The organism is Vibrio sp. 10N.247.310.17, assembly GCF_041466605.1.
GTDB classification, from domain to species: Bacteria; Pseudomonadota; Gammaproteobacteria; order Enterobacterales; family Vibrionaceae; genus Vibrio; species Vibrio tasmaniensis_A.
Map to the genome: position 1 here is coordinate 68233 of NZ_JBFSTC010000008.1, position 25134 is coordinate 93366.

The 25134-nt window shown below is 43.6% G+C and carries 19 protein-coding genes and 1 riboswitch; of the genes, 11 read left to right on the forward strand and 8 right to left on the reverse strand.

Annotated features, from left to right (window positions below):
- Positions 1 to 2: 2 nt before the first annotated feature.
- From cmoB to AB6D80_RS04535, 5 genes are all read left to right on the forward strand, one after another.
- Positions 3 to 974, forward strand: coding sequence for a tRNA 5-methoxyuridine(34)/uridine 5-oxyacetic acid(34) synthase CmoB (gene cmoB / locus AB6D80_RS04515; protein ID WP_009846365.1), 972 nt, complete (start codon positions 3 to 5; stop codon positions 972 to 974).
- Positions 975 to 1239: 265 nt separating this feature from the next.
- A complete protein-coding gene (locus AB6D80_RS04520; RefSeq protein WP_372187872.1) occupies positions 1240 to 1980 on the forward strand; it encodes an ATP-dependent zinc protease in 741 nt (246 codons plus the stop codon).
- A gap of 17 nt (positions 1981 to 1997) precedes the next feature.
- Complete coding sequence (locus AB6D80_RS04525) at positions 1998 to 3503, forward strand: inactive transglutaminase family protein (protein ID WP_009846363.1); 1506 nt, start codon at positions 1998 to 2000, stop codon at positions 3501 to 3503.
- Positions 3504 to 3506: 3 nt separating this feature from the next.
- A complete protein-coding gene (locus tag AB6D80_RS04530; protein WP_372187875.1) occupies positions 3507 to 4466 on the forward strand; it encodes an alpha-L-glutamate ligase-like protein in 960 nt (319 codons plus the stop codon).
- Between the two features lie 364 nt (positions 4467 to 4830).
- Entirely contained in the window at positions 4831 to 6732 is a 1902-nt protein-coding gene (locus tag AB6D80_RS04535; protein ID WP_102579857.1) for a methyl-accepting chemotaxis protein, read from the forward strand.
- Between the two features lie 305 nt (positions 6733 to 7037).
- On the opposite strand, the gene mukB is transcribed toward AB6D80_RS04535, so the two are convergent.
- From mukB to cmoM, 4 genes are all read right to left on the reverse strand, one after another.
- Entirely contained in the window at positions 7038 to 11474 is a 4437-nt protein-coding gene (mukB, locus tag AB6D80_RS04540; RefSeq protein WP_029223168.1) for a chromosome partition protein MukB, read from the reverse strand.
- Positions 11471 to 12277 carry a chromosome partition protein MukE gene (mukE, locus tag AB6D80_RS04545; protein WP_017097715.1) on the reverse strand — a complete coding sequence of 269 codons (807 nt, stop codon included), beginning with the start codon at positions 12275 to 12277 and terminating at the stop codon, positions 11471 to 11473. The genes mukB and mukE overlap by 4 nt, the downstream gene beginning before the upstream one ends.
- Positions 12258 to 13595 carry a chromosome partition protein MukF gene (mukF, locus tag AB6D80_RS04550; RefSeq protein WP_009846358.1) on the reverse strand — a complete coding sequence of 446 codons (1338 nt, stop codon included), beginning with the start codon at positions 13593 to 13595 and terminating at the stop codon, positions 12258 to 12260. The genes mukE and mukF overlap by 20 nt, the downstream gene beginning before the upstream one ends.
- 124 nt (positions 13596 to 13719) lie before the next feature.
- Positions 13720 to 14505 (reverse strand): tRNA uridine 5-oxyacetic acid(34) methyltransferase CmoM, encoded by a 786-nt coding sequence (cmoM, locus tag AB6D80_RS04555; RefSeq protein ID WP_009846357.1) that lies wholly within the window; start codon positions 14503 to 14505, stop codon positions 13720 to 13722.
- A gap of 115 nt (positions 14506 to 14620) precedes the next feature.
- Here cmoM and elyC point away from each other — a divergent pair, with 115 nt between their 5' ends.
- Complete coding sequence (elyC, locus tag AB6D80_RS04560) at positions 14621 to 15427, forward strand: envelope biogenesis factor ElyC (RefSeq protein ID WP_009846356.1); 807 nt, start codon at positions 14621 to 14623, stop codon at positions 15425 to 15427.
- Between the two features lie 92 nt (positions 15428 to 15519).
- On the opposite strand, the gene torR is transcribed toward elyC, so the two are convergent.
- Entirely contained in the window at positions 15520 to 16233 is a 714-nt protein-coding gene (gene torR, locus AB6D80_RS04565) for a two-component system response regulator TorR (protein ID WP_009846355.1), read from the reverse strand.
- A 287-nt stretch (positions 16234 to 16520) separates the two neighbouring features.
- Here torR and torD point away from each other — a divergent pair, with 287 nt between their 5' ends.
- The 5 genes from torD (at position 16521) to AB6D80_RS04590 (ending at position 20700) form a co-directional block, all read left to right on the forward strand.
- Positions 16521 to 17168 (forward strand): molecular chaperone TorD, encoded by a 648-nt coding sequence (torD, locus tag AB6D80_RS04570; protein WP_012603615.1) that lies wholly within the window; start codon positions 16521 to 16523, stop codon positions 17166 to 17168.
- A 318-nt stretch (positions 17169 to 17486) separates the two neighbouring features.
- The gene (gene purR / locus AB6D80_RS04575) at positions 17487 to 18491 is read left to right on the forward strand and encodes an HTH-type transcriptional repressor PurR (protein ID WP_017099945.1); all 1005 of its coding nucleotides are present in this window, start codon (positions 17487 to 17489) and stop codon (positions 18489 to 18491) included.
- A 170-nt stretch (positions 18492 to 18661) separates the two neighbouring features.
- A riboswitch (cyclic di-GMP riboswitch) is annotated at positions 18662 to 18747 on the forward strand.
- 127 nt (positions 18748 to 18874) lie between these two features.
- The gene (locus AB6D80_RS04580) at positions 18875 to 19465 is read left to right on the forward strand and encodes a TfoX/Sxy family DNA transformation protein (protein ID WP_009846352.1); all 591 of its coding nucleotides are present in this window, start codon (positions 18875 to 18877) and stop codon (positions 19463 to 19465) included.
- A gap of 154 nt (positions 19466 to 19619) precedes the next feature.
- Positions 19620 to 20300: a TVP38/TMEM64 family protein gene (locus tag AB6D80_RS04585; RefSeq protein WP_009846351.1), complete on the forward strand. Its 681-nt coding sequence runs from the start codon at positions 19620 to 19622 to the stop codon at positions 20298 to 20300.
- An 82-nt stretch (positions 20301 to 20382) separates the two neighbouring features.
- Positions 20383 to 20700, forward strand: a complete 318-nt coding sequence (locus AB6D80_RS04590) for a DUF2007 domain-containing protein (protein ID WP_009846350.1) — start codon at positions 20383 to 20385, stop codon at positions 20698 to 20700.
- 129 nt (positions 20701 to 20829) lie between these two features.
- On the opposite strand, the gene AB6D80_RS04595 is transcribed toward AB6D80_RS04590, so the two are convergent.
- From AB6D80_RS04595 to glgC, 3 genes are all read right to left on the reverse strand, one after another.
- Positions 20830 to 21627, reverse strand: coding sequence for an alpha/beta fold hydrolase (locus AB6D80_RS04595; RefSeq protein WP_017097713.1), 798 nt, complete (start codon positions 21625 to 21627; stop codon positions 20830 to 20832).
- Between the two features lie 282 nt (positions 21628 to 21909).
- Positions 21910 to 23364 (reverse strand): glycogen synthase GlgA, encoded by a 1455-nt coding sequence (glgA, locus tag AB6D80_RS04600; RefSeq protein WP_017097712.1) that lies wholly within the window; start codon positions 23362 to 23364, stop codon positions 21910 to 21912.
- On the reverse strand, positions 23354 to 24583 hold the full coding sequence (gene glgC / locus AB6D80_RS04605) for a glucose-1-phosphate adenylyltransferase (protein WP_080518005.1): 1230 nt from the start codon (positions 24581 to 24583) through the stop codon (positions 23354 to 23356). The genes glgA and glgC overlap by 11 nt, the downstream gene beginning before the upstream one ends.
- Positions 24584 to 25134: the final 551 nt, after the last annotated feature.

A 25134-nucleotide genomic window follows, 5' to 3' on the forward strand; every position in this document is an offset into this window, starting at 1 on the left:
CTATGTTTAATTTTGCCAATTTTTATCAACTCATTGCCCAAGACACTCGCCTTCAGCCGTGGCTTAATGTTCTTCCTCAACAGCTGACGGATTGGCAAAATGCAGAACACGGCGACTTCGACCGTTGGTTACGTGCACTGAATAAAATCCCGCAAGGTGTACCTGATCAAGTTGATCTGAAAAACTCAGTGACGATTGGCAGCTCTACACCGTTCCACACGGGTGAACTTAAAAAGTTAGAAAGCTTACTGAAGACTTTCCACCCTTGGAGAAAAGGCCCTTACACAGTTCACGACATTCACATCGATACAGAATGGCGCAGTGACTGGAAATGGGATCGTGTGCTTCCACATATCTCTCCATTGAAAAACCGTTCGGTTCTCGATGTAGGTTGTGGCAACGGCTACCACATGTGGCGCATGCTAGGTGAAGGTGCTCGCTTAACGGTGGGTATCGACCCTTCTCACTTATTCTTGGTTCAGTTTGAAGCCATTCGTAAATTGATGGGCGACGACCAACGTGCTCACCTATTACCTCTAGGTATTGAGCAACTGCCAAAACTGGAAGCTTACGACACTGTATTCAGCATGGGCGTGCTTTACCACCGCCGTTCACCACTTGATCATTTGATTCAACTAAAAGACCAATTGGTATCTGGTGGCGAACTGGTACTTGAAACGTTAGTGATTGAAGGTGACGAAAACGCTGTTCTTGTGCCTGTAGATCGCTACGCGCAAATGAGAAACGTTTACTTCTTCCCATCTGCACGCGCACTGAAACGCTGGCTTGAACAGGTAGGCTTTGAAGACGTGCGTATCGTTGATGAAAATGTTACAACGATTGGCGAACAACGCACAACGGAGTGGATGACACACAACTCTCTACCGGATTACTTAGACCCTAATGATCCAAGTAAAACCGTAGAAGGTCACCCAGCACCAAGGCGTGCGATTCTAGTAGCGACAAAACCTTAAGCTCTGTTACACAAAACCATAAGCTCTGTCGTCATACAGCCACCGTTATTTATATGTGGGAATTTTGATAAAAAAGAGAACTAATTGTACAAAAGTTGCGCTCATGTTTAATAAGTGAGCGCCCTTAAGTGACAATAATTTTCGTAGCGCTCACATTGCGATTCAATATGACCAGACTCTTACAATAGGATGCTTCACGCATCCTTTTTTGTGGGATAAACTTCTAAATAGTCTGAACTATTCTCTAATTTCCAAAGGTTTTTATATGTTTAAGCGATTATCGCCTATCGTGGCGGTTGGTTTGCTCTCTGGTTGCACCCTCACGAGCGGTGCTACCTACCATCAAGAAACTCTCGACGCTATTTCCCGCTCAGAGACAAACATCGCAAACAAGGTTCAAAATCTTGAACTGCAGCTAAGTAATCAAAGTGATTATATTGAAAGCTTGGAAGACGAAATTACCACTCTTTCTAGTCAATTAGATGTTCACCTGACCAGTATGGAACACAGGGTCATTGAAGAGCTAAAAGAAGCCGAGCCTGTTGCCGTTGCAGCTGCACCTACCGCTCCTACATCACAGCCGACTATTCTAGGCGGTATTGAAAAAGTATCGATCGACTCTATCAAACAAAGCTTCGATGCTCGTGTTGATACTGGCGCAACCACCTCTTCTTTAAATGCCGTCGACATCAAAGAATTCGAACGCAACGGTAAAGATTGGGTTAAGTTCCATTTGGCAGATAAAGCACAAGCAAAAGAAGACCAAAAATGGATCGAAGCGCCCGTTGTACGTTATGTGAAAATCCGTCAATCGACGAATGATCAAACAGAACGTCGAGCTGTGATCGAATTATGGGTAAAAGTCGGAAAAATCCATGAAAAAGCGCAATTTACATTGGCGGATCGCTCTCAAATGAGTCACCCTGTATTACTAGGGCGCGAATTTATCAAAGACATAGCGCTAGTAGATGTAAGTAAAAACTACGTACAAACGGAAGTTAAATAACAATAGTAGGGTAAGCTATGACGTCAAGAATTCCATTTTATATTTCTATATTCCTGCTCATCGTGGCAGGTATAACTCTGAGTATGTTCAGACATACAACCTACGGTGTACCCTGGACTCCAGGCGAAACTAATCAGGTTTGGGACATTGAAGCTCGTATCGAATTCAATGCAGTGGGCAAAGAAGCAAAAGTTTCACTAGCCGCACCTCACACACAGTCTAACTTTACACTTATCGGCGAGTCAGCTTCATCACCAGGCTACGGCATTTCATACTTGAATACAGATTCAGGTCGCCGTGCTGAGTGGTCAATTCGTCACGCAGATGGTCCGCAGACTATCTACTACAAGACACAGTTCTTAGTCGATAGCCAAGCGAACGTTACCTCAACACCTCCAGAAGGTGATGTGGCTCAACCAAGCTTTGATGGTCCTGAAGAAGCCGCGGCCCTTGCTTTGATTGACAGAGCAACCAAGCGCTCAGCAGACAACATCACCTTTACTCGTGAGTTAATCAAAACGCTTAACGATCCAGACAGCCAAAACTCAGCGCTGATTCTGAATAACATGACCAAAGTGGAAGCGACACACAAGCTACTTTCTGCCGCTAAAATCCACAACAAAGTCGTCGGTGTTATTGAACTGGAAGACGGACGTCGTCGCCAATCAATCCAACACATGAACCAAATTTGGGATAATAACCAGTGGGTTCTATTCTCTCCTGAATCTAGCGAGCAGCAAGTTCAACCAAACCTGTTAATTTGGGATGAATCAAATGTATCTCTATTAGACGTGGTTGGCGGTCAGAACAGTAAAGTTCACTTCTCTATGATTGCTCAGGAAGTTACTCCAACTGAAGCAACCAACAGTAAAGTATCAGCGGATCAACTGTTAAACCTTTCCATTCATAGTCTACCGCTAGAAGAGCAAGCGATGTTTAAAACCATCATGCTGATTCCTATCGGTGCTCTGATTGTTGTGTTCCTACGTGTCATCATAGGTCTTAAGACTTCTGGTACGTTCATGCCCGTTCTGATTGCTGTGGCATTCGTTCAAACACAGTTGGTTACCGGTATTGTTGGCTTCCTACTGATTGTCGGTACCGGTCTTGTAATACGAAGTTACTTATCCAAACTCAACCTATTGCTCGTGGCCAGGATATCCGCTGTAATTATTACAGTAATTATGATTATTTCGATATTTACTGTAGTCGCGTTTAAAATCGGACTTACAGAAGGCCTATCAATTACGTTCTTCCCAATGATTATCTTGTCTTGGACTATCGAACGTATGTCTATCCTTTGGGAAGAAGAAGGCGCGAAAGAAGTTGTACTTCAAGGTGGCGGCTCTCTATTTACCGCGGTGCTTGTTTACTTAGGTATGACTAACCCGTTCATTCAGCACTTAACGTTTAACTTTATTGGTTTACAGCTTGTTATTCTAGCGACCATCTTGTTACTAGGTAACTACACAGGCTACCGTCTAACCGAGCTTCGTCGCTTTAAACCGCTAGCGGAGGACTAAGTTATGTTTGATCAATTTACTTCACCGTTTAAGTTGAAAGACAAAGGCATAATGGGAATGAACAAGCGTAACCATAGTTATATTGGCCGCTACAATGATCGTTCCAAGTACCCACTCGTTGATGACAAGCTTAAGACTAAAATCATTGCTGAACAGGCTGGCGCCACCGTGCCAAAGCTTATTGGCGTTATTAGTCACCAAGCTGAAGTAAAAACAATCCACAAGATGGTTAAAGAGTGGCCGGGCTTTGTAATCAAGCCCGCTCAAGGCAGTGGTGGTAAAGGCATCCTTGTTGTGATCTCTCATAAAGATGGGGTTTACACCAAACCATCGGGTTCTACTATCAATGAAGAAGATGTAGAGCGCCATATCAGTAACGCGCTCGCGGGCCTTTTCTCGCTGGGTGGCAAGAACGATGTGGCCGTAGTTGAAAGCCTCATCAAGTTTGATGAGTGTTTTGAAGGCTTCAGCTACGAAGGTGTGCCAGACGTACGAATCATCGTATTCAAAGGCTACCCTGTGATGGCGATGATGCGTCTGTCCACTTCAGATTCAGATGGTAAGGCTAACTTGCACCAAGGTGCTGTTGGTGTGGGTATAGACATTGCGACAGGTAAAGCGGTTCGAGCGGTTCAGTTCGATCAGCCTGTTACACACCATCCAGATACGGGTAAAGAACTCGCGTTATTACAAGTTCCTCACTGGGAAAAGCTGTTAACTCTAGCATCAAGTGCTTGGGAAATGACGGGCTTAGGCTATATGGGTACTGACATGGTATTAGACCAAGAAGAAGGCCCTATGGTACTAGAACTTAATGCTCGACCTGGTTTAGCTATCCAAATCGCGAACGGCGCGGGGCTACTTCCTAGACTGCATCATATTGAAAACCTTGGCACGCCTGCTGAATATCCAAAACCTGCGGAGCGTGTTGCTTACGCTGCAAAACAGTTCGGTCACAACTAGTCAAAATTTTGTCACTTAAATTTTAGGCCAAAATTTGGGGTGTTTGGGGTTATCTCCCCTTGCATCCCAATCCTTTCTATACGCTTACTTCAGCAACACATTCACACCAAAAATAGATTAAAAGGTACTTATTTGTGCTAATTCCGCCTAGGAAGTAGAAAAATACGCACCATCAAAATCAATTAAAACCCATCAAATTTGTGTAGATACCCTATTCACTGTAAATCCCACGCATAAGTATTCACACTGCTTGTTTGTAACGACGTTCCCTTACAAAACGACCAACAAATAAATTGTAACCCTATGTTAGCATACAGATAATTTAGTCAATAAAATAAGCAACAACTGTTAAGGATATGCTCTGATGACCGTCAAAAATAAGATTATGCTAACAATTAGCGGCCTAATCTGTTTAACGATTTTAGTTATATCTACGATAGGATATTTCGAATTTAAGTCTGCCACCACGGATGACTACCGTCATAACTTGTCTACGAAATCGTTTCTTGTAGCCAAAGCTGTCGAAGGGAAAATGGAAGCGTATTTCGGCGCTTTGGAAAGCATTTCAACCAGTATCCATACTGATAGATCCGGTAACATCATGATCAACCCGATGCTGTTGAAAATGATGACGAACAGTAAAGAATCTCTTGGTGTTCTTAATATTTACATCGGTCTTCCTGATGGCAAAACTTACGACGTTAAAAATCAAGGTATCATTCCTAATTTTAATGCTAAGCAAAAACAACGCGAATGGTTCAACCTTGGGTTTTCAGGTGCAAAACGATCAGTAACTAACCCTTACCTAGCAACAACAGGGCATTTAACTATGTCAGTTGTTATTCCATTTAAAGCCAGGGGCGAAACGAAAGCAGTGATTGGCCTTAGTCTTAAAATGAGTGATATTACAGACTATATAAACGAGCTATCTGAAGAGCCAAACTTATTTGTCTCTCGCCAAGATGGTTTCCTTGTTGCCGCTAGCTATGAAGATTTTATTGGTAAAAATATCTACGATCTTCGACCATCATACCGTGAACACGGTAGTAAGATGACCAGTGAGCACTCTTACAATGTTCCAGATAAAGGCGACTTTTATGTCGTTTCGTCTCAAATTGAGTCATTAGGTTGGAATACCTGGGCTTGGGCAAGTTGGGACGACATTGAAGCGCCTTCAAATGCGATGGTGAAAATAAATACTGTAGTTGGTCTAATTTTCGCGGTTATGGCAACCGGAATAACATTCTTATTAGTCACCCGATTAATGTATCGTCCTATTGGCGGAGAGCCACAATACATCGAAGCTCTTGTTAGTCGAATCTCGGCAGGAGACCTGACCAACATCCCTAAATTAAATGGCGATGAAACGGGGATCTACCGTTCAACTCTTGAAATGGCAGGTAACCTCCAAGGCATTATTGGCAATATTGAGCAGTCTTCAAACTCTCTCTCATCACAATCTTCATCTCTTGAGACCTCTTCAAATCAGTTAAGTACCTCATCAGAAGAGCAAATGATGCAGCTAGAGCAAGTTGCAACCGCGATGAATCAGATGACCGCGACTGTTGCGGAAGTGGCTCAAAATGCGATGCAGGCATCATCATCATCATCATCATCCAATGAGGCAAGCCTTTCATCTCAGTCAGGTCTTGAGACTGTGGGTGACATGAACCAGCAAATCAGCTTACTTGTAACGAATATTGAGCAGGTTCAAGATTCGATTCTTGGTGTTGAAAAAGAAACTCAAAATGTAGGTAGCATACTTGATGTTATCCGAGGTATTGCTGAGCAAACAAACTTGCTGGCATTAAACGCAGCAATTGAAGCAGCTCGAGCGGGTGAGCAAGGTCGCGGCTTCGCCGTCGTGGCTGACGAGGTGCGTAACCTCGCTAACAAGACACAAGAAAGCACGAACGAAATACAAACCATGATTTCATCACTTCAAACTCAAGCAAAACAATCTGTTGAGCTTATGGTTGAAAATGCGGAAACAGCTAAAGTAACTCGTGAAAAGTCAGATCAAGCGAGTCAAATGCTGAATACTATTCAGCATGAGATTGGGACAATTCAAGACATGAACAACCAGATTGCAGCGGCAGCGGAAGAACAATCGCAAGTAGCCGTTGAAATCAACGAAAATGTAGTGAATGTAAATGATTTGGCGCGAGCGACTGTCGATGACGTCCAGCAAAATGTTCAAACAGCGCAAAATGTTAATAATGTTTCGGACGAACTGCATCAAACGATAAAGATGTTTAAGATCTAATCTTAGATAAGCTAAACGTACCGACAACCTATACGTTAAAGCCTAAGTATCAAAATCTTCGGCTTAAAAAAAGATAACGTAATTAAAACCGCCTTCTCTTCTGAGAAGGCGGTTTTTTATATGGTAATAAGTTCAGGCTGAGTCATGCCAATCACAGTCAGTCATTTTAAATAGCTCAGGAATACCACCCTCACCAAAAGAATACGAGACCCGTGAAGCTGCCAAACAAAAAAAGCCCCGAAGTGTATACTTCGAGGCCATTAATTTACGGTAGATAGATTACGCTTCTAAGGGGTTTCGATAAGCTATTGAACAGGAGATACCGGTTTGTTTTTAGCAAAACCACGCAGACCAACAACGTGTACGTGTTCGTGGTCTTTGAAGACCTTACGTACCAGTTTGTAGGTTGTACCTTTCTCTGGGCTAATGTTCTCTGGCGCAGCAATCAGAAGTTGCATACCTAAACGGTCACACAGTTCAAACAGCGTAGAGATCGACTTAGAATCCAGACGAGCGGCTTCATCAAGGAACAACAAACGACATGGAACGATGTCTTTACTACGAAGTCGACGTGACTCTTCTTCCCAGCTCTGAATAACCATCAATAGGATTGATTGACCAGTACCGATCGCCTCACCCGTAGACAATGCACCCGATTCCGCTTGTAACCAACCGTCTGAACCACGGTTAACTTCAACACTCAGCTCTAGGTAGTTACGGTAATCCAGTAACTCTTCACCAAGAACTTGCGGAGAACGTTGACCCATATCGATATGTGGATTGACACGTTGGAACAACTTCGCCATCGCTTCAGAGAAGGTAAAGCGCGTTGATTCAAACAAGTCTTTGTGTTGATCTTGTTGAGTCGCTAGCCCTGATAGCAAGATCTCGTGGCTTTCACGGATCTTAACGTTCAGACGCACGCCCTTAACCTGACCAAAGTAAATGTTAGACAGACCTTGGTTGAGCATACGAATACGGTTCTGCTCGCGCTGAATCGTTTTCTTTATGATACTTGCTACCGACTCAGAGCTGATCGCTAAGCGGTTTTCACGCTGCGTCAGTTCTTCTGTTAGTCGAGCTAGCTCTACTTCCATCTCTTCGATTGCTTCAACCGGATCATCCGTATGAATGATGTCTTGGCGAATGCGCTCTCGAAGGTGTTGGTAAACCGCAATGTAAAACAGAACCTTACGCTCTGGATGTGCGTTGTCTTCAGAGAGACGCAGCGAATCACGCAGGTCGTCATTGTCAGCTACAGCCAGACGTAGCGCACCCAGTGATTTATCCGACATAGAGCGAAGTTCGCCCGCCGTTAAATAAGCCAGTTCACGTTTGTGCAGACGACGTTCAACGTCATTCTCACGAGCTAAACGCAGTACTGAACACCAGCCGGATTTTGCTGCAACAACGAAGGTACGAAGCTCTGTGTACTCTTTCTGAACTTTCTTAAGACGCTTAGCCAGCGCTTTCATCTCAAGTTCAGTTGAGGTAATCGTGCGTTCGTATTCACTCTTACGGCTACGAGAAGTATGCAAACGCTCTTGAAGCTCGTCACGACGACGAACCGCGCGCTCTTCAGCACCTTCATCAGCGTTAACACCGAACTCTTGTAGCTCTTGCTTGAACTCTTGAACCGTCTCTTGCTTCGCTTGGTGCGAGCTCTTCAGTGCTGCCAATACTTGGTTGTACTGGTTCATCTGTTCGCGAGCTTGCTTCAAGCCATCGCGGCCTTTAGCTCGTGCTTGTTCTGCTTGAACCAACTTCGCTTTCAGTTGTTCGCTCAGTTCGCTGCTCTTGTTAAGCAGGTCAACAGAATCTGCGTAAGCAAAGTAGTGACGACGTTCGATTAAGTCAGAAAGAGCAAACACTTTACCTTTTAGAGTTTGTAACGCGCTGTCCGCCTGACGATACTCGGCTTCCAAAGCTTCGAATTGCTCTGGGTCAGCATCGAGTGCAGAAACGATTTGCTCTAATGAAGTAAGTGCTTTGCCATGAGTGTTCAAGTAAGACTTAGCTTCGCTTAGACGCTCTAGTTGTGCTTCTAATTCAGCGAGACGCTCAGCTAATGTTTCGTCTTCAAGAATACGAACCATTGGTGCCAATTTGTCCAGTGCACCAAGTGCTTGCTTGCTTTGTAGAAGCTGACTGCGTTGTTGTTGCTCTTTAGAGTCAAGCTCAGCCAGAGAACGAACAATTTGATTACGCTTATCACGAATAGCAGCCAGTGCTTGTTCTGGATCTGCGTTAAACGCAACGTGCAGATGCTTAGCAACAAAGCTGTTAAATGCTTGGTATAGGCGATTCAGTTTCTGAGAGTCAAACGCAGCTTTGGCATGGTTTTCTACCACAACGTCACGCTCTTCACGCAATTTCTCTAGGCGTTGCTCACGAGCCGCACGGCCAAACAATGGAATCTCAGGGAAGCGCGAGTAACGCATTTGGCGATCGTTCAGCTGAACACACACCGCACCTTCAAGCTCATCGGCATTGAACGAGCTGTCATCAAACGCATCTACATCGCCTTCTAGGATGTAAAGATCTTCTGGACAATCATCAAGATCCACCAGCTTCTCTTTAATGCCATCAAGGTCCGAAACCACAATTGCGTGACGAGCCGGGCCGTACATCGCACTGAAGTACGGTGCATCGCCAATCGTGATGTCATCGTAGATCTCAGAAAGCAGCACGCCACCAAGCGTATCCGCCAGACCTTTCAGGCGAGGATCGTTAGAGCCACCCGGAGAAGCTAAACGCTCTATCTCTTGTTCAAGTTCAGAACGGCGCGTCGCCAATTGATCTTTCGCTACCGCTTGAGATTTTTCGTCTTCAAGCACTTGCTGCATTTGAGTCATTACTGCTTGGCTATCTTCTAGCTCAGCTTCTGTTTGATCTCTTAGGGCTTCAAGTGCGTCGTTCGCCGTGATCCACGTTGGAGCAATAGACTCAAGTTTTTGAATCTCTTGGTCGTGGTTTTGTTGCACACGACGTTGCTCACTCTTCGCTTCACGCAGCTCTTCTTGAGCGTACTCAAGAGAATCGATCTGCATTGCATGGCGTTCACGTTCTTCATCGAAAACCGCTTCGTCAGTCAGTGAGATGTTGTGTTGCTTTTGGTATTCAGTCGCAAGCTCTTTTGCTTGACGCTGCTGCGCCACATCACGAGCCATGTCGCGGTGCTGAGCACGCCACTGTTGTTCGTTTTCAACAACGTGTTTTGCGTTACGGCCTTTTTCTAACGCTTGCTTAGCACTGTTAGACGCTTCTTTACGCTCAACGTCACCAACGATGCTTTTAACAAGAGCGAGCGCTTTGTCGAACTGCGCAGACGCAGCAGAAGACATGTCTAGTTTATGCTTAGTCGACAGTAACGTTTGAGTGCTTGATTCTTCTTGTGCTTTTAGCTCAGAAACCAGAGTTAATGCGCTTTCTGCCGTAATAGACTCATCATCAAGTAGCTGCTTAGTTTTCTCTAATGCTTGAACCGCTTGTTGGTATTGAAGCGCACGAGTCTGCTGAACATCCAACGCTTGTTGGTAGTCAGCAAGCTGAGTTTTCAGGCTATCCACTTCTTCTTCAGTAATGGTTGCCTGTTCTTCAGCAAGAAGTACTCGTTCTTGAGCTTCTTCAGCTACCATCATCTGTTCTTCTAGACGCTCATTAAGCTCTTCTAGATCTTCACTGTAGCGAGCAATTTTCTCTTGCTGACGAAGTGCAGTTTGAACCAATTGAAGATGATCCGAAGCCGCTTGATAATCTTGCTCTAGTGCCGATTCTTGATCGACCAACAGCTCAAGCTCTTCTTGAACGCGGTTCAACAAGTTGTTTTGATCAAGCAAGGTTTCGCGAGAACCAAACAGTTCACCACGGAACTTCATCGTTTGATCAAGCTTGTTGCGACGATCGTTGGCATGGCGCATGTAATCTGCTGCCACGTAGTTCGTAGATTCAGTGATCAAGTGCTTGAACAAGTCACGATCCGACTGAGTCGTTTTGATCGCTTCTAGCGTCATGCGGTTTTCGCGTAGTGCTGATTCCATGTCTTGGAATGCTTTCTTCACGCCACCATTTTGCGGTAGAAGGTAATCACGCAGAGAACGCGTAATCGCACTAGAAATACCACCGTAAAGCGATGCTTCAATCAGACGGTAGAACTTAGAACGGTCGCTGCTGTTACGCAGTTTCTTAGGAACAACACCGTACTCAAACATCTGTGAGTGGTAATCAACAATAGAAGAGAAAGCTTTAAAGTGCGCCCCTTCATATTGCGCTACGGCTGCTTTCACGTCGTTCAGTTGACACACACGAGCGTGGCTGTCTGAAACGTTCTGGATCAATACATCCGTTGGCTTCACATGGCTTGGAAGGCCTTGGATTACAAACGGTTTGATGTCGACCTTCTTATCACGACCCGCAACTTGCTGCAGTTTTACTGCAAACAATAGGCGTTGATTACGAGAGTTCACAACATCTAGCGCGGCGTAACATGCGCCAGGTTGAAGCTTACCGTAAAGGCCTTTATCACGAGATGATTGTGAACTGCCCGCTTCCGTTGTATTACGGAAATGCAGAAGGCTTTGGTCAGGGATCAGTGCAGTGATGAATGCCGCCATTGTGGTCGACTTACCCGCACCGTTACCGCCAGAAAGCGTTGTAACCAATCCATCAATATCAAAAGTACGCGCAAAGAAACCGTTCCAGTTGATCATGGTTAATGATTGATACTTACCTCTTTCAATCATGCTTCACCTTCTACTTTTGTTTGTTCGCCATCGTTTGACTCAAGGTCAAAGCCGGCTTGATCGTTAAAAATGTCTTGTTGACCGTTTTCGTCCACGTTTAGTTCAACTTCTGATACGGCTTCCGTTTGCTCTTCATTCAACAAGCTACCTTGGTTAGGTTCTTGAGTATGAACAACAGCTTCACCATCACGAATAAGTCGTAATTGCGCTTCTTTCATATCATCGCCAACACGAACATCCGCACCAAAACGGAACACCGCTTCGCTGATACGGAATTTACCTGTTTCACCAATCACGATCAGCATGCCGATACGACGTAAACGGCGTAAAGAAGTACGTACTTTTTCAAACAGCTTTTCTTTGTCTAAGTCAGAACCAGACGCACGGTTGGTTGCTAGCTTCATGAGTTTTTTCTCATCCGCTAACGACATCAGTTCATCAAACAACTCTTGATTGGTGAAGATGCCTTCATGAGCCAAACGCTCTGGGCTTAGGTATAAGAAACACAATACTTTGCCAACCAGCATGTCGAGCTCAGACAACACACTACGACCAATTAAAGACGTAGAACGCGGGCGCAGATAGAAGAAACCTTCAGGCGCTTTTACCAGTTCCGTATTGTAGCGTTGATAAAAATGCTGAAGCTCAACTTCAAAATCAGAAAGCAACGCGTGGTTGTCTAGGTCTTCTGTTGAAACATGCTTGCCTGAACGCAACATGCTATCTAGCGCAGGAAACAACGGGTTCGCTATCGCTTTTACCAGTTTCTCTGGCATGTAATCATCAGTACTTGTTAATGACATTTGCTTGTACCTTTGCACCGAAATCGTTGATTGCCTGCCAATCCGGCTGAATAGCCTGATAGTCAGACTCTGAGTAACCTAAGCGCACGGCTTGGTCGACAACAATTCTGGCTAAATCAAAATGGTGTGTGCGAGGGTGCGCTGCGAGGTAATCACGCAGCACAAGGCCAAGATCAATTGGCGCACCTTGCTGTTTGTGAGCTTTCAACATATCTGCGATTCGTTCTGAAAGTAGATCGTTCACTTGCTCAAATTCTTCGTATTCTACGTCGATTGGGGCTTGCCCCATCACTTCGTCATCACGGAGCACAAGTGCTTCATCGCGAAGATCCGTGAGTTTTTCTGCGTCTGCGTAGGTCAATAACCAAGGCGCATCAAAGTAGTCAGTGACTGACTGACGCAAGCGTTGGCTAAAGGCACGGTTTTTATCCATATCGATCGCGGTACGGATAAATTTATGCACGTGGCGATCGTAGCCGATCCACAAATCAATCGCTTGTTGGCCCCAACTGGTGATTCGGTCTAGCTTCATTTGCAAACCAAATAGGGTTTCGCCAACGAACTCGAGCTCATCGTCACCATAAACAATTTCTTGAATATCAAGAATCTGGGTTTGCAGTTCATCACCCGCCGCTTGCAAGGTGTCTTGCAACTCTTTTAGCGTGGCTGAGGTTTCTGATAGCAAAGACTCACAGTTGTTGATTGCTTCTCGCCAATCTTTATTTAACAGATCCGCAATTTGCTGCTTGACGGTTTGTTGCTGTTCATCCATAACCCGCTGGTTGAGATCGATCTGATCAAAAATTTCGCCAACAGAATACTTGAGCACGCCGTACACATTCCTTCTCCAATGTCCCGGAGTTCCACCTTTCTGGGCGGCTTCAATGGCTTTTGCCATCTCATCGGCAACCATAGAAAGCTGGATAGACAGTTTTAATTTAGAAAACTGGCGGTGACGTAAGTAATAATCTGAGATGCCAATCGCCAATGGCGATAAGCGATAAATGCTTGCACCATCTGTGATTTCGCTGGTAAAGCGGCTGATCAACTTCTGTTTAACCAACTCATTGATAGCGTTGTTGGCACGAAACGCGGACGCTTCGCCAGTATCTTCAAACAGTCGAGTGACAATAGTGAATGCGTCATGCAGTTCACCCTCGCCCAACTCTTCATCGAACCTTTCATTGCTTAGTACGGCGATAGCTATCAAAAATGCTAAGCGCTCTGGTGGCAAGTTTAATGAAAAATCATGCTGCTTGACCCAGCCCACCAACTCATCAATTGGCTGCTCTTCGGCAGTTTGAGTCATTTCACTCATTGTGGTTCCTGTTACTGTTGTTCGTCATATCGAACGTATTAGATATGACGCCTATTTCTTTATGACGCGGCTTCTTACGATGGCATAGCGCATGTTGTGGCTTCTTTTACCACATTCACCGCTGTTATTGCGCAGGTTTTTGAGCCCAAACGTGAATATAACGGCCTAGCGACAGATATGGCTCTTGGCGACATAGCTGTTTCTCTAGTTCCAACACATCTTCAAATTGGTAATCACCCATGTACTCCATATTACCTATGTAGTCACTGAAAGAGCGAATGCCTGATTTACCACAGATATCTAGACCAGCGTCTTCTATCCATTGATAAACCTCTTCAGGCTTCAAGCCTTTTTGTGGTTGCAGCTTAAACCTTTTTCGATGTGGCATCCCATTCAATACATGAGGAATGTTGCCACAAATCACATTTTTCAGGACTAAACCATGGTGGTTGTAAAACATTATCGAGGCAATACCACCGGGTTTTACTTGTTCCAACAATAAATCAAGTGCCTGTTTGGGGTCTGCTAGCCATTCCATTACGGCATGAAACATCACAAAATCGACTTTCTCTTCGAGATGCTCTGCCACTTTTTGTACCGGAGAATGAATAAATCGATATTGCTCGAGCAAACCCGCTTCGCTGATACTTTCTTCTGCGAGCTTCAACATTTCAGAGGAGAGGTCGCACAGAGAAACGTTGTGGCCTAGTGTCGCAATTTTTTGTGACATCTGTGCAAGTCCACCGCCTGCATCAAGGACATGCAGCGGCGAAGCGGATTGATCAAACTTGCTCAAAGCTTGTTCTAAATCTTCCCATACGATGCACTGACGGATCTCTCCTTTGTCAGAGCCGTATATGTTTTTTGCAAATTTGTGGGCAATATCGTCGAAATTACGGTCTTCAGTCACGGCTACTTGAGTTATTATGTCCTATCGTGCCTGCTATTCTGTCACAGGAATTTCAGGAATAAAGAGGCGATGTCTCTTTTTACTACTAAGTGATGTTTTTTCGGACTATTCGGATATGTTTGAGCTGAAAAAAGTAGTGTCTTCGTTACTGATGCCACTGCCAGCAATGTTAATTCTCGCTTTTCTGGGTTTAGCCCTAGTGATGTTTACTGCAAAAAGGAAGACAGGTTGCCTAATTACCCTTTCAGCCCTCTGTGGTATTTTCCTAATCGCTTTCCAGCCTGTTTCTAGTCAACTTTTAATGCCAATGGAAAGGCAACACACCGCTTTTTTACCTATCGATGATACCGTCGATTACATTATGGTTCTTGGAAGTGGTCACGTTGTTGATGACCAAATCCCACCAACATCAGAACTTAGCCGCACCGGTCTGATGCGCTTAAGTGAAGGGATTCGTATCTTACGTCTTTACCCTGGAGCTAAACTCATTTTGTCTGGTTATGGCGCAGGCACTGAGGTGAGCAACGCAAAAATGATGGCTAAAGTAGCGCTAGCACTCGGCGTGGCAAAACCCGATATCATTCTGCTTGAAACTGCGAAAGATACGTGGGAAGAAGCTCGCCAAGCCGCTGCATTTGTTAAGAATAAGAAAATGGTGCTCGTGACATCAGCTAGCCATATGACTCGCGCACTTAATGAATTCAATGCCGCGGGCATGAAACCATTACCAGCTCCAACCAACTACCTTGCACAAGAAGGGATTGTTGAACCATGGAATAAGTATATGCCTAAGGCTATCTATCTCGAGCAGACTGAGCGCTATTGGCATGAGACGATGGGATTAGTTTGGCAAAGCTTGCGAGATTGGCTAGACACAAGTAATGACCCTGTCGAGAGCAGTACTCCGACGGTAAACAATTAAAAAGTTCAGTAACAAAAAAAACCGAGGCATCATTGATGTCTCGGTTTTTTTACGTTCAAGTATCGTTACTGAAATCAGCTTTCCACGGGAAATTAGTCACCAGCAAACATGTAACCTTCACCGTGAACCGTCACAAAAATTTGTGGATTCTTAGGGTCAAACTCCATTTTTGCACGCATACGACGGATTAACACGTCGATAGTGCGGTCATTCGGCGCGTCTACTCGATGGCTGATCATATTCAGAATACGTTCACGGCTTAATACTTGGTTAGGGTAAGAAGAGAGTGCAACCAATAATTCATATTCAGCTTTGGTCAATTTCACCGGCTCGCTGTTCTTGCTTAGCGCACGGCGAGGTATATCAAACGTCCATTCACCAAAACGAACCACAGATTCGTCTTCTGTTTGTTCTACCGCAACCGCTGCAGTTTTACGAGCAGCCGAAATACGCCACAAGAGGTTTTTAACTCGAACCAACAACTCGCGAAGTTCGAAGGGTTTAGTAACGTAATCGTCTGCGCCCATTTCAAGGCCAACGATCTTGTCAATGCTATCCGTGCGTCCAGTAACTAAAATTATTCCAATGTCTGATTGACTGCGTAATTCGCGAGTTAGCATCAATCCATCTTCGCCTGGCAAGTTGATGTCTAACATAATGAGGTCAACGTTATTTTCTTCTAACATTTTTCTCATTTGAGCCCCGCTTTCAGCTTCGCTCACTGTGTAACCTTCATTCTGGAAATATCCAACCAGTTTACTTCGGGTTACCACATCATCTTCTACGACTAATACGTGATAGCTCATCTACACCACTTTTCTTATTTAATAGTTTCAGTGACCATTCTATTCATAACTCGTAACAATTCTAGTACTACAGAAGATAAAAGCCAGAAACATGATTTTTTTTTGATACAAGACAATCTTAAACCTTGCTATTTGTCGCCCATCGCAATTCAATATAGGCATTACTACTAACGAGTAACTTTGCGTTTCGCAAATAACCTTGTTATTCAGCCTTGGTGTGCCTATACATAAATCACTCGACGATGCTAGGTATACACACACCACAAGACTAAATCAGGATCTAAGAAATGAAAGATACGAAAGCATTCAACGAACAACGAGCAGAAATATACTGGTGGCTATCAAGCTTGTTCGCTAAAGAGCTCACTCAAGAAGAACTCGATCACTACCACTCTGTTGAAATTCGTTCTTTCCTAACTGGTTTAGGTGAAAATGAAACACTAAAGCCGGCGATTGATAGCTTAGTGGATGCGCTAAACCGTCTACAAACACGTGAAGATGCTCAATTAGAATTGTCTGCTGACTTCTGTGACTTATTCTTAAAGACTGATAAACATGGCGCACTTCCTTACGCTTCTATGTATATCGGCCAGACTGGCCTATTGAACGATAAGCCAGCAAAAGATATGGAAGAGATCATGGCTAAACACAACTTGGTGGTTAACCAAGACCTAAAAGAGCCAGCTGACCACATTGCTATCGAACTCGATTTCCTAGGTAATCTAATCATTCGTTCGAACGAAACTGAACTTGAAGAAGAACTAGAGAAATCCTTCGCTGTTCAACAGCAATTTATCGAACAGCAACTGCTTACTTGGGTACCAAAGTTCAACGTTAAATGTCATGACATTGACACATTCGGTTTCTACGCTTCAGTCTCATCCCTGCTATTGGCATTCTGCAAATTAGACACTCAATACCTAGCTGGCGAATAAGCTTTTTTTGGCGACTCGATAAATAAATTCAATAGAATTGTGACCATTCACCCGGATTTCTGGGTGAATTTTATTGCGAGTAATTTCTAGTCAGTCTAAAATTGTGACCGCAAACGATAAAATATGAAACATTCACGAAATGCTACACTTATTGAAGTTCAGAGCATTTCGGTGTTAAGACAAGCCGCTCAATAGCGGTTTTTTGTTTTTTAGCACTTTAGTACCCAAAGAGCCCTACAAATTTAAGCTCTTAGTTAGGTAGCTTAACGGCTACTTCATTCCGTACTTTGGGAAAGTAGCTTCTAATAGGATAAAAACATGGCCACTATAAAAGATGTCGCACGCTTAGCCGGCGTATCAACAACAACCGTTTCTCACGTAATCAACAAAACTCGCTTTGTTGCTGAAGCGACTCAAGAAAAAGTAAACAAAGCCGTAGACGAACTGAACTATGCGCCAAGTGCCGTTGCTCGTAGTTTGAAGTGCAATACAACCCGCACCATCGGTATGCTAGTGACTCAATCAACTAACCTATTCTTCTCTGAAGTTATCGATGGTGTTGAGAGCTACTGCTACCGTCAAGGTTACACTTTGATCCTATGTAATACGGGCGGTATCTACGAAAAGCAACGTGACTACATTCGAATGCTTGCAGAGAAACGTGTAGATGGCATCTTAGTTATGTGTTCTGACCTGACTGAAGAACTAAGAGAGATGTTAGACCGTCACGCAGACATCCCTAAAGTTATCATGGACTGGGGCCCTGAAAGCTCTCAGGCTGATAAGATCATCGATAACTCTGAAGAAGGTGGCTACCTAGCAACCAAATACCTCATTGAGCGCGGTCACTCCAAGATTGCATGTTTAAGTGGCCACTTAGACAAAGCAGCGTGTGTTGAACGCATCTCAGGTTACAAGCGCGCACTCAATGAAGCGAAGATTACTGCCGATGAAAATATGATCATCGAAGGCAACTTTGAATGTGACACAGCTGTGATTGCTGCTGACCAAATCATTGAGATGAAAGATCGCCCTACCGCAGTATTCTGTTTTAACGACACGATGGCATTAGGACTGATGAGCCGATTACAAGAAAAAGGCATTCGTATTCCTGAAGATATCTCAGTGATCGGTTACGACAACATAGAATTGGCTGAATACTTCTCTCCACCGTTAACGACGGTTCACCAACCTAAGCGCCGTGTTGGTAAAAATGCATTCGAAATACTACTAGAGCGTATAAAAGACAAAGACCACGAGAAACGCGTCTTCGAAATGCACCCTGAAATTGTTGAGCGAAGTACAGTTAAAACGTTAAATTAATTGATGTAATGAGTTTAGTTTAATCAAGCGCACCTTTAGGTGCGTTTTTTTTATCAACAAACAAAGTGCACTTGAGTGCATAATTCAAAGATCATTAATTGAAGCAATGTCACATTTTGAAATAAGAAGTGTGAGCCTAATTCAACAAAAACTTTATTCTAATAACCCAGTCACGCACAGGGCAAACCACTTGAAAAAGTGGGACGCAAAGCTTCCGGCCTAAACCACTCGTTGGTATGGTAGCGGGGTTACCGATGGCAAAATGCAGTAACTGCTAATACTTTAGTAATTTACAGCCTATTGACAATTTAATTGCAACATTTTGCTAATCTCTCGGACCTGCTTATTTGGTGGCGTAGTTCAAATACACCGAGATAAATAACATGGATAAACCGATACTAAAGGACTCAATGAAATTATTTGAGCCCCTAGGAAAAATTAAGTCACGCTCAATGTTTGGTGGATTCGGGCTTTTTGCTGATGACACTATGTTTGCCCTGGTTGTGAATGACCAGTTGCATATACGAGCTGACAAATGCACAACACAACAATTCGAACAACAAGGATTTCAACCGTACGTCTACAAAAAACGTGGTTTTCCTGTCGTTACTAAATATTTCGCTTTACCTGAAGGCTTATGGCAAGACCAAGAGAAAATCTTGCAGCTTGCGACTACGTCTCTAGGTTTTGCTAAAGAAGAGAAAGCTGAACAATCTTCTGCTAAACCAACTAGACTCAAAGATCTGCCTAACCTTCGACTCGCTACCGAGCGGATGTTGAAAAAGGCAGGGATCGATTCTGTAGAACGTTTATATGAATCTGGCTCTGTAAACGCATTTAACGCCATCAAAGAATCGCATGCGTCTTCTGTCAGTATTGAACTGTTATGGGCGCTAGAAGGCGCGATCAATGGTACACATTGGTCTGTTATACCGCAGCAACGTCGTGAAGAGCTTATCAATCACGTCAATTAACATTGTCAGTGCAAACTATATAGATAACTAAGCCGCATTTTTGCGGCTTTTTTTATATCTGGTGAAAGTTATTCTATGCTTTGCCTGTCTATCTATACTAGTGGTATACATTGAAAAACTAATGGTATGCATTGAAAATTTAGAGGAAGTATCAATGAGTAAAAAAATGATATTGGGTATTGTGTTGGTCATAACCATCGTCTTGTTAGGCGTCAATTTCGGCCAGTACTTAACGCTTGAAAATGCAAAAGCCCAGCAAGCTGTTTTGAATGACTACATCGAGAGCAATTTCATTGCCGCTGCCGCTATCTATTTTGTCGCGTATGTCATGATTACGGCTTTCTCAATTCCTGGCGCTGCCGTTGTTACGCTGTTAGGCGCTGCGCTGTTTGGGTTTTGGAACAGTTTACTGCTGGTGTCTTTCGCGAGCGCTATTGGCGCAACCCTCGCCTTCTTAAGTAGCCGTTACTTGTTACGTGACTGGATCCAAACCAAGTTTGGCGACAAGTTAGCCACCATCAATAAGGGCGTTGAGAAAGACGGTGCATTTTACTTATTCTCGCTACGTCTAATTCCTGTTTTCCCATTTTTCCTTATCAATCTATTGATGGGTCTAACACCGATGTCGGTGAGTCGTTACTATATTACTAGCCAAATCGGTATGTTGCCGGGTACCGCCGTTTTCTTGAATGCCGGAACTCAACTCGCAGAAATTGATTCACTTTCGGGCATCGTGTCTCCCTCAGTACTGTTGTCATTTGCCTTACTGGGTGTGTTCCCAATTATTGCTAAATGGTTGATGAACAAATTTCGCTCAGCACCTGTCGCTGAGTAACGTATATAGCTAGCTAGATAGCTAAATAGCTAAATAGCTAAATAACTTAGCAACGCATGCAGCCAAATAAGGTTCTATTTCAATGAAAATCTTCAGTGCATCGAATCCAACAGAAGCTCATATCATCTGTGGATTGTTAGAAAGCGAGAATATTGCGTGTGAAGTCCGTGGTGAGGGTTTGTTTGGTTTAAAAGGTGAAATCCCATTTACCGAAGATACAGACCCTTACGTATGGTTATATGAGCCAGAACTCGCTAGTAAAGCCCGCACGATCGTCAATGACTACCAAAAACAGCAAGATTCGATCATCTATGAAGAGTGGCGTTGTGGTGAGTGTCATGAAATCAATGAAGCACAATTCGGGTCTTGTTGGCAGTGCGGCGCTGCTTCGCCTGAATAGCAAAGTTTCAGTTATTACAGACACGATTCGGTCAAATACCTCCTCCAAATAAAAACGGGAAGCTAAATTAGCTTCCCGTTTTTATTTTAATTCTATTGGATCATCTAGTCTGATAACCAACCCAGAGAATCACTGAATTTGCTTTTGGATAAAAGCGATAGATTGTTGATTGAATTCTTCAGGATTTTCTACATTACATACATGCCCACAGTTGGCAATTTCTACCAACTCGCTCGACTCGTGCGCTTCGACCATTTCTTTAACGGGTTTGATGAACATGTAATCGCGCTCGCCCATCAAATACAAAGTCGGAATCGGCAACTCCCTGTCTTTAAAGTATTTCATCAATGGGTTCACATCAGCCGTGAGGATAAACCAGCGCTTGAACTCTTTTTGGCACAGCTTTTTCGCTTCGCGGATAAACAGGTGACGTGATTCTTTCTGACTTTTTTGCGGCATCACAACATAAGCAAAAAGGCTGTATAGCCACATATAAGGAATGATGTGCTTACTCAGGTTTCCTAATTTGATTAAGACTTGAGATCGAGTGTTGAGTTTAGTGACAGCACCACCAAGCACCATCGAACGTACTCTGCTTGCCGCCAGTTCGGCCACGTTACGAACGATAATTGTACCCAAAGACATACCAACAAAGTGTGCGGATCGGATTTTTAGATGATCTAACACTTTAAGAATATCGAGCGTTACTGATTTGAACGTATAACGGTTCGAAATCAGATCTTTAAGTATGTTGTCTGATTTACCGTGCCCTCTCAAGTCAATGAGAAGCAAGTTGAAATGCTGTTTATACGCTTTGATCTGCTTAAACCAAATGGAGGAACTGCCCCCTGCGCCATGCACAAACACAACCCACTGATCACTCGTAGGGTGAGTAAATGTTTTATGAAATAATAAACTCTCAGACATACCTATCGCTTAATTTATTTATGGAGCTAAGCCTCATCACAAGGCGATGACTAAGGATATCACGCAATTAAGAATTTTAAGTGATAATAGTGTCAAACCCAACACTAGTCATGTGAATACCTGACCACCTTTTCTACCTGACTAAAATGAGTTTGCAAGCTTTGTCTTTGGAAAAGTGATGTGATCTGACCAGAAAAAAAAAGGCACTCTATCAGCAGAGCGCCTTCTTTTATTATGAACAGTTGTTATTCAACAACTGTATTTTAAAGCTAAGTCAACAAGTTAAAATGCAGAATGGTACATCGCAAGATATTCTTCTGCCGCATCTTCCCAACTAAAATCTTGTTGCATCGCGTAAAGTTGAACGCGCTTAATTTCAGATGGATTTTGAGCATAAAGTAGTAATGAGCGATGTAATACCGCTAGTAATGCTTGCGGTGTTGGTTCTTCAAAAGCAAAGCCTGTTGCTATCTCGGGATCCTGATCGTAATCATTCACACTGTCCTTTAAACCACCAACAGAGCGCACAATAGGCAAAGTGCCGTAAGCCATGCTGTAGATTTGGTTCAAGCCACAAGGCTCAAATTCAGAAGGCATCAAGAAAAAATCAGAGCCCGCTTCAACCAAATGCGCTAGTTCATTATTGTAGGCTTCTACGAATGAGAACTTGTCTGAATGAAGTGCTGATAACTCTTTCAATTGACTCGCCAAAACCGGATCACCAGTACCGACAATCACGATCTGCAATTCGTTTTTCAAGAACTGCTCGATGACAGGCAGTAAGTAATGAACGCCTTTTTGGTTGGTCAGACGACAAACCATGCCATAAACCGCACAATCGGTAACGGGTAAACCAACATCTTGTTGCAGTTTTTGCTTACAAGCAGATTTTCCACGAGTCATGCTGTGTTTCGTTGCTTTGAATTTACGAGGAAGGGAAGCGTCTGTTTCCGGGTTCCAAGCTCCATAATCACAACCGTTGAGAATACCAAATAAGTCGGCCGAACGATGTTGGAACTCTGCTGCCATGCCATGGCTACCTAACTCCGTTTTCAGCTCTTCCGCATACGTTGGGCTTACTGCATTGACCTTATCGGCACACATCACCCCTGCTTTTAGCATGGTGACATGCGTGTCACTTACAGATGCTTCAGGCACATTGTAACTGTGCATCTCTGGCAGACATTGCAGTTCATCGTATGCGAACACCCCTTTGAAAACTGCATTGTGAATCGACATAACACTGCGCGTATTTTCAAAGAATTCGTGTTGTTGATAACGTGATTTAAGCAAGAAAGGCACAAAGCCTGTGTGCCAGTCATTTGCATGAATGATATCAGGTTGGAACGCGAGCTTAGGAAGCATATCCAAACAAGCCGTACTGAAGAACGAAAAGCGCTCTCCGTTATCAGCATACGCTTGATTGTTCTCTGCGTACATTTCAGGACGGTCAAAATACTTGTCACATTCAATAGCGAAGATTTGAACACCTTCGACACTCAACTTTTTGACTTGATAAGCAGTATGAGGCCAATGATCGAGCTCGGTCGACAAAATCACTTCAGCTGAATCAATGTTTGGAATGTTTCTATAAGCAGGGATGGTCACTCGAACATCTTGTTCGAGTGTTTGTAACGCTTTTGGCAGTGCCTTGGCTACATCAGCCAAGCCACCACTTTTAATCAAGCCTTCAACTTCAGACGCTACAAAAAGTACCGAGAGAGTCTTAGTAACCAACTCGAGCTCCTTTGGAAATAACTACTACACCATCGTCAGAGACATGGTAATGCTTTTTATCTTCTTTCAGATTTACGCCAATCTGTGTTCCAGGTGCGATATCTGCATCTTTATCGACGATGACACGACGAAGTACGCAACCTTCACCCACTTTCACATCACCGAGTAAGATACTCTCACTAATATCACACGCTGATGCGATATTACTGCGGAAACCCAATACACACTTCTCAATGCGAGAGCCACGTACATAGCTGCCGTTACACACTAAGCTATCGATGATCTGAACACGGCCGTTTGCCGAATCAGTAAACGTAGCCGGCGGTAGTGGCGGATAGTATGTATGTAGTGGCCACTTGCGGTTGTATAGCGAGAATGGCGCATCTTTCTCAAGAAGATCCATATGAGCTTGCCAGTACGCGTCAATCGTACCTACATCGCGCCAATAAACTTCTTCTTTCTCACCAGTAATACGGTTAGTACTGAAGTCATAAACAAACACATCACCACGCGGAACCATGTTTGGAATGATGTCTTTTCCGAAATCATGTGTCGAGTCTTCTTTATCTGCATCTTCAACAAGTTCTGCGAACAACTCGTTAGCTTCAAATACGTAGTTACCCATAGACACAAGCGCAGACTCCGGGTCACCTGGAATTGGTTTCGGGTTAGCCGGTTTCTCTTCAAAACCAATCATACGTCCTTCAGCATCCACTTCGATAACGCCGAATTCAGATGCTTCAGCAAGCGGCATACGCAATGCAGAAACGGTTAAAGCCGCTTTCTTCTCTTTATGGAAATCAAGCATCTGCTTAATGTCCATTTTGTAAATATGATCTGAACCAAAAATACAAACTTGATCAGGTTCTTCCAACTGCATGAAGCGAAGGTTTTGATAAATAGCATCTGCAGTACCTTCATACCAACGCTTACCTGTACGCATTTGCGCAGGGATTGGGTCGATAAAACGGTCTGTTATACCACTGATATTCCAACCTTTTTTCATGTGATGGAACAGTGATTGTGACTTAAACTGTGTTAATACGTAGATCTTCATTAGATCAGCATTAACGAAGTTATTCAGAGCAAAATCAATTAAGCGGTAACTACCACCGAAAGGAACCGAGGGTTTGCTGCGAGATTCAGTTAAAGGTCTTAAGCGAGAGCCTTCACCACCAGCAAGAATCATTCCTAATACACCAGCCATTTTATTCTCCATATATTTATAGCTTGTCGATGTTAGTGCTCTAAGAGGTATCTTCCTCTGGGGGATGAGCACCAACACTTATTTCGGTACTTAACGAATATCCATTCACATGCAGTGAAAATATCCTAAGCCAAACGTTGTTAAGTGTGCACTATTGTTTGCACTTGGTTTTATATACGTTATCGACTTTCCGGTCGATTTCAATTTTTAATACGCCATTCTGTGTTATGTAAGCCGATTGCTTTCCTAAGACTTAAAGCAGCTCACATTACACTGTTTTTATGAAACATTAAGTTAACACTCGGAATACATCAGGTATACAACTAAAACCTGATCTGTGACTTACAATATTTTAATTAAGTTACAATCACGTTAAGGTTGCATAATTAAAGATTATTATCCATTTCATTTATTTCATGACCTGAATTTAACAAATAGACACAGGTAAGGCCGACGATCGAGAGACAGCATAATTAGTCATATTCAGATCAAAAAAAAGCAGCCTAATGGCTAATGCCGATCAGTTAAAGCCAAAGTGATCGGTTGAAGGATCCTTCCGAGCT

Bases quoted from the DNA above. Each gene is read 5' to 3' on its own strand.
- torD (WP_012603615.1), top strand. From the start codon at position 16,521: ATGAAAGATACGAAAGCATTCAACGAACAACGAGCAGAAATATACTGG.
- AB6D80_RS04520 (WP_372187872.1), top strand. From the start codon at position 1,240: ATGTTTAAGCGATTATCGCCTATCGTGGCGGTTGGTTTGCTCTCTGGT.
- mukF (WP_009846358.1), bottom strand. From the start codon at position 13,595: ATGAGTGAAATGACTCAAACTGCCGAAGAGCAGCCAATTGATGAGTTG.
- AB6D80_RS04580 (WP_009846352.1), top strand. From the start codon at position 18,875: ATGGATAAACCGATACTAAAGGACTCAATGAAATTATTTGAGCCCCTA.
- cmoB (WP_009846365.1), top strand. From the start codon at position 3: ATGTTTAATTTTGCCAATTTTTATCAACTCATTGCCCAAGACACTCGC.
- glgC (WP_080518005.1), bottom strand. From the start codon at position 24,583: ATGGAGAATAAAATGGCTGGTGTATTAGGAATGATTCTTGCTGGTGGT.
- purR (WP_017099945.1), top strand. From the start codon at position 17,487: ATGGCCACTATAAAAGATGTCGCACGCTTAGCCGGCGTATCAACAACA.
- AB6D80_RS04525 (WP_009846363.1), top strand. From the start codon at position 1,998: ATGACGTCAAGAATTCCATTTTATATTTCTATATTCCTGCTCATCGTG.
- AB6D80_RS04595 (WP_017097713.1), bottom strand. From the start codon at position 21,627: ATGTCTGAGAGTTTATTATTTCATAAAACATTTACTCACCCTACGAGT.
- AB6D80_RS04535 (WP_102579857.1), top strand. From the start codon at position 4,831: ATGACCGTCAAAAATAAGATTATGCTAACAATTAGCGGCCTAATCTGT.
- AB6D80_RS04585 (WP_009846351.1), top strand. From the start codon at position 19,620: ATGAGTAAAAAAATGATATTGGGTATTGTGTTGGTCATAACCATCGTC.
- AB6D80_RS04590 (WP_009846350.1), top strand. From the start codon at position 20,383: ATGAAAATCTTCAGTGCATCGAATCCAACAGAAGCTCATATCATCTGT.
- torR (WP_009846355.1), bottom strand. From the start codon at position 16,233: ATGAGCTATCACGTATTAGTCGTAGAAGATGATGTGGTAACCCGAAGT.
- AB6D80_RS04530 (WP_372187875.1), top strand. From the start codon at position 3,507: ATGTTTGATCAATTTACTTCACCGTTTAAGTTGAAAGACAAAGGCATA.
- mukE (WP_017097715.1), bottom strand. From the start codon at position 12,277: ATGTCATTAACAAGTACTGATGATTACATGCCAGAGAAACTGGTAAAA.
- elyC (WP_009846356.1), top strand. From the start codon at position 14,621: ATGTTTGAGCTGAAAAAAGTAGTGTCTTCGTTACTGATGCCACTGCCA.
- mukB (WP_029223168.1), bottom strand. From the start codon at position 11,474: ATGATTGAAAGAGGTAAGTATCAATCATTAACCATGATCAACTGGAAC.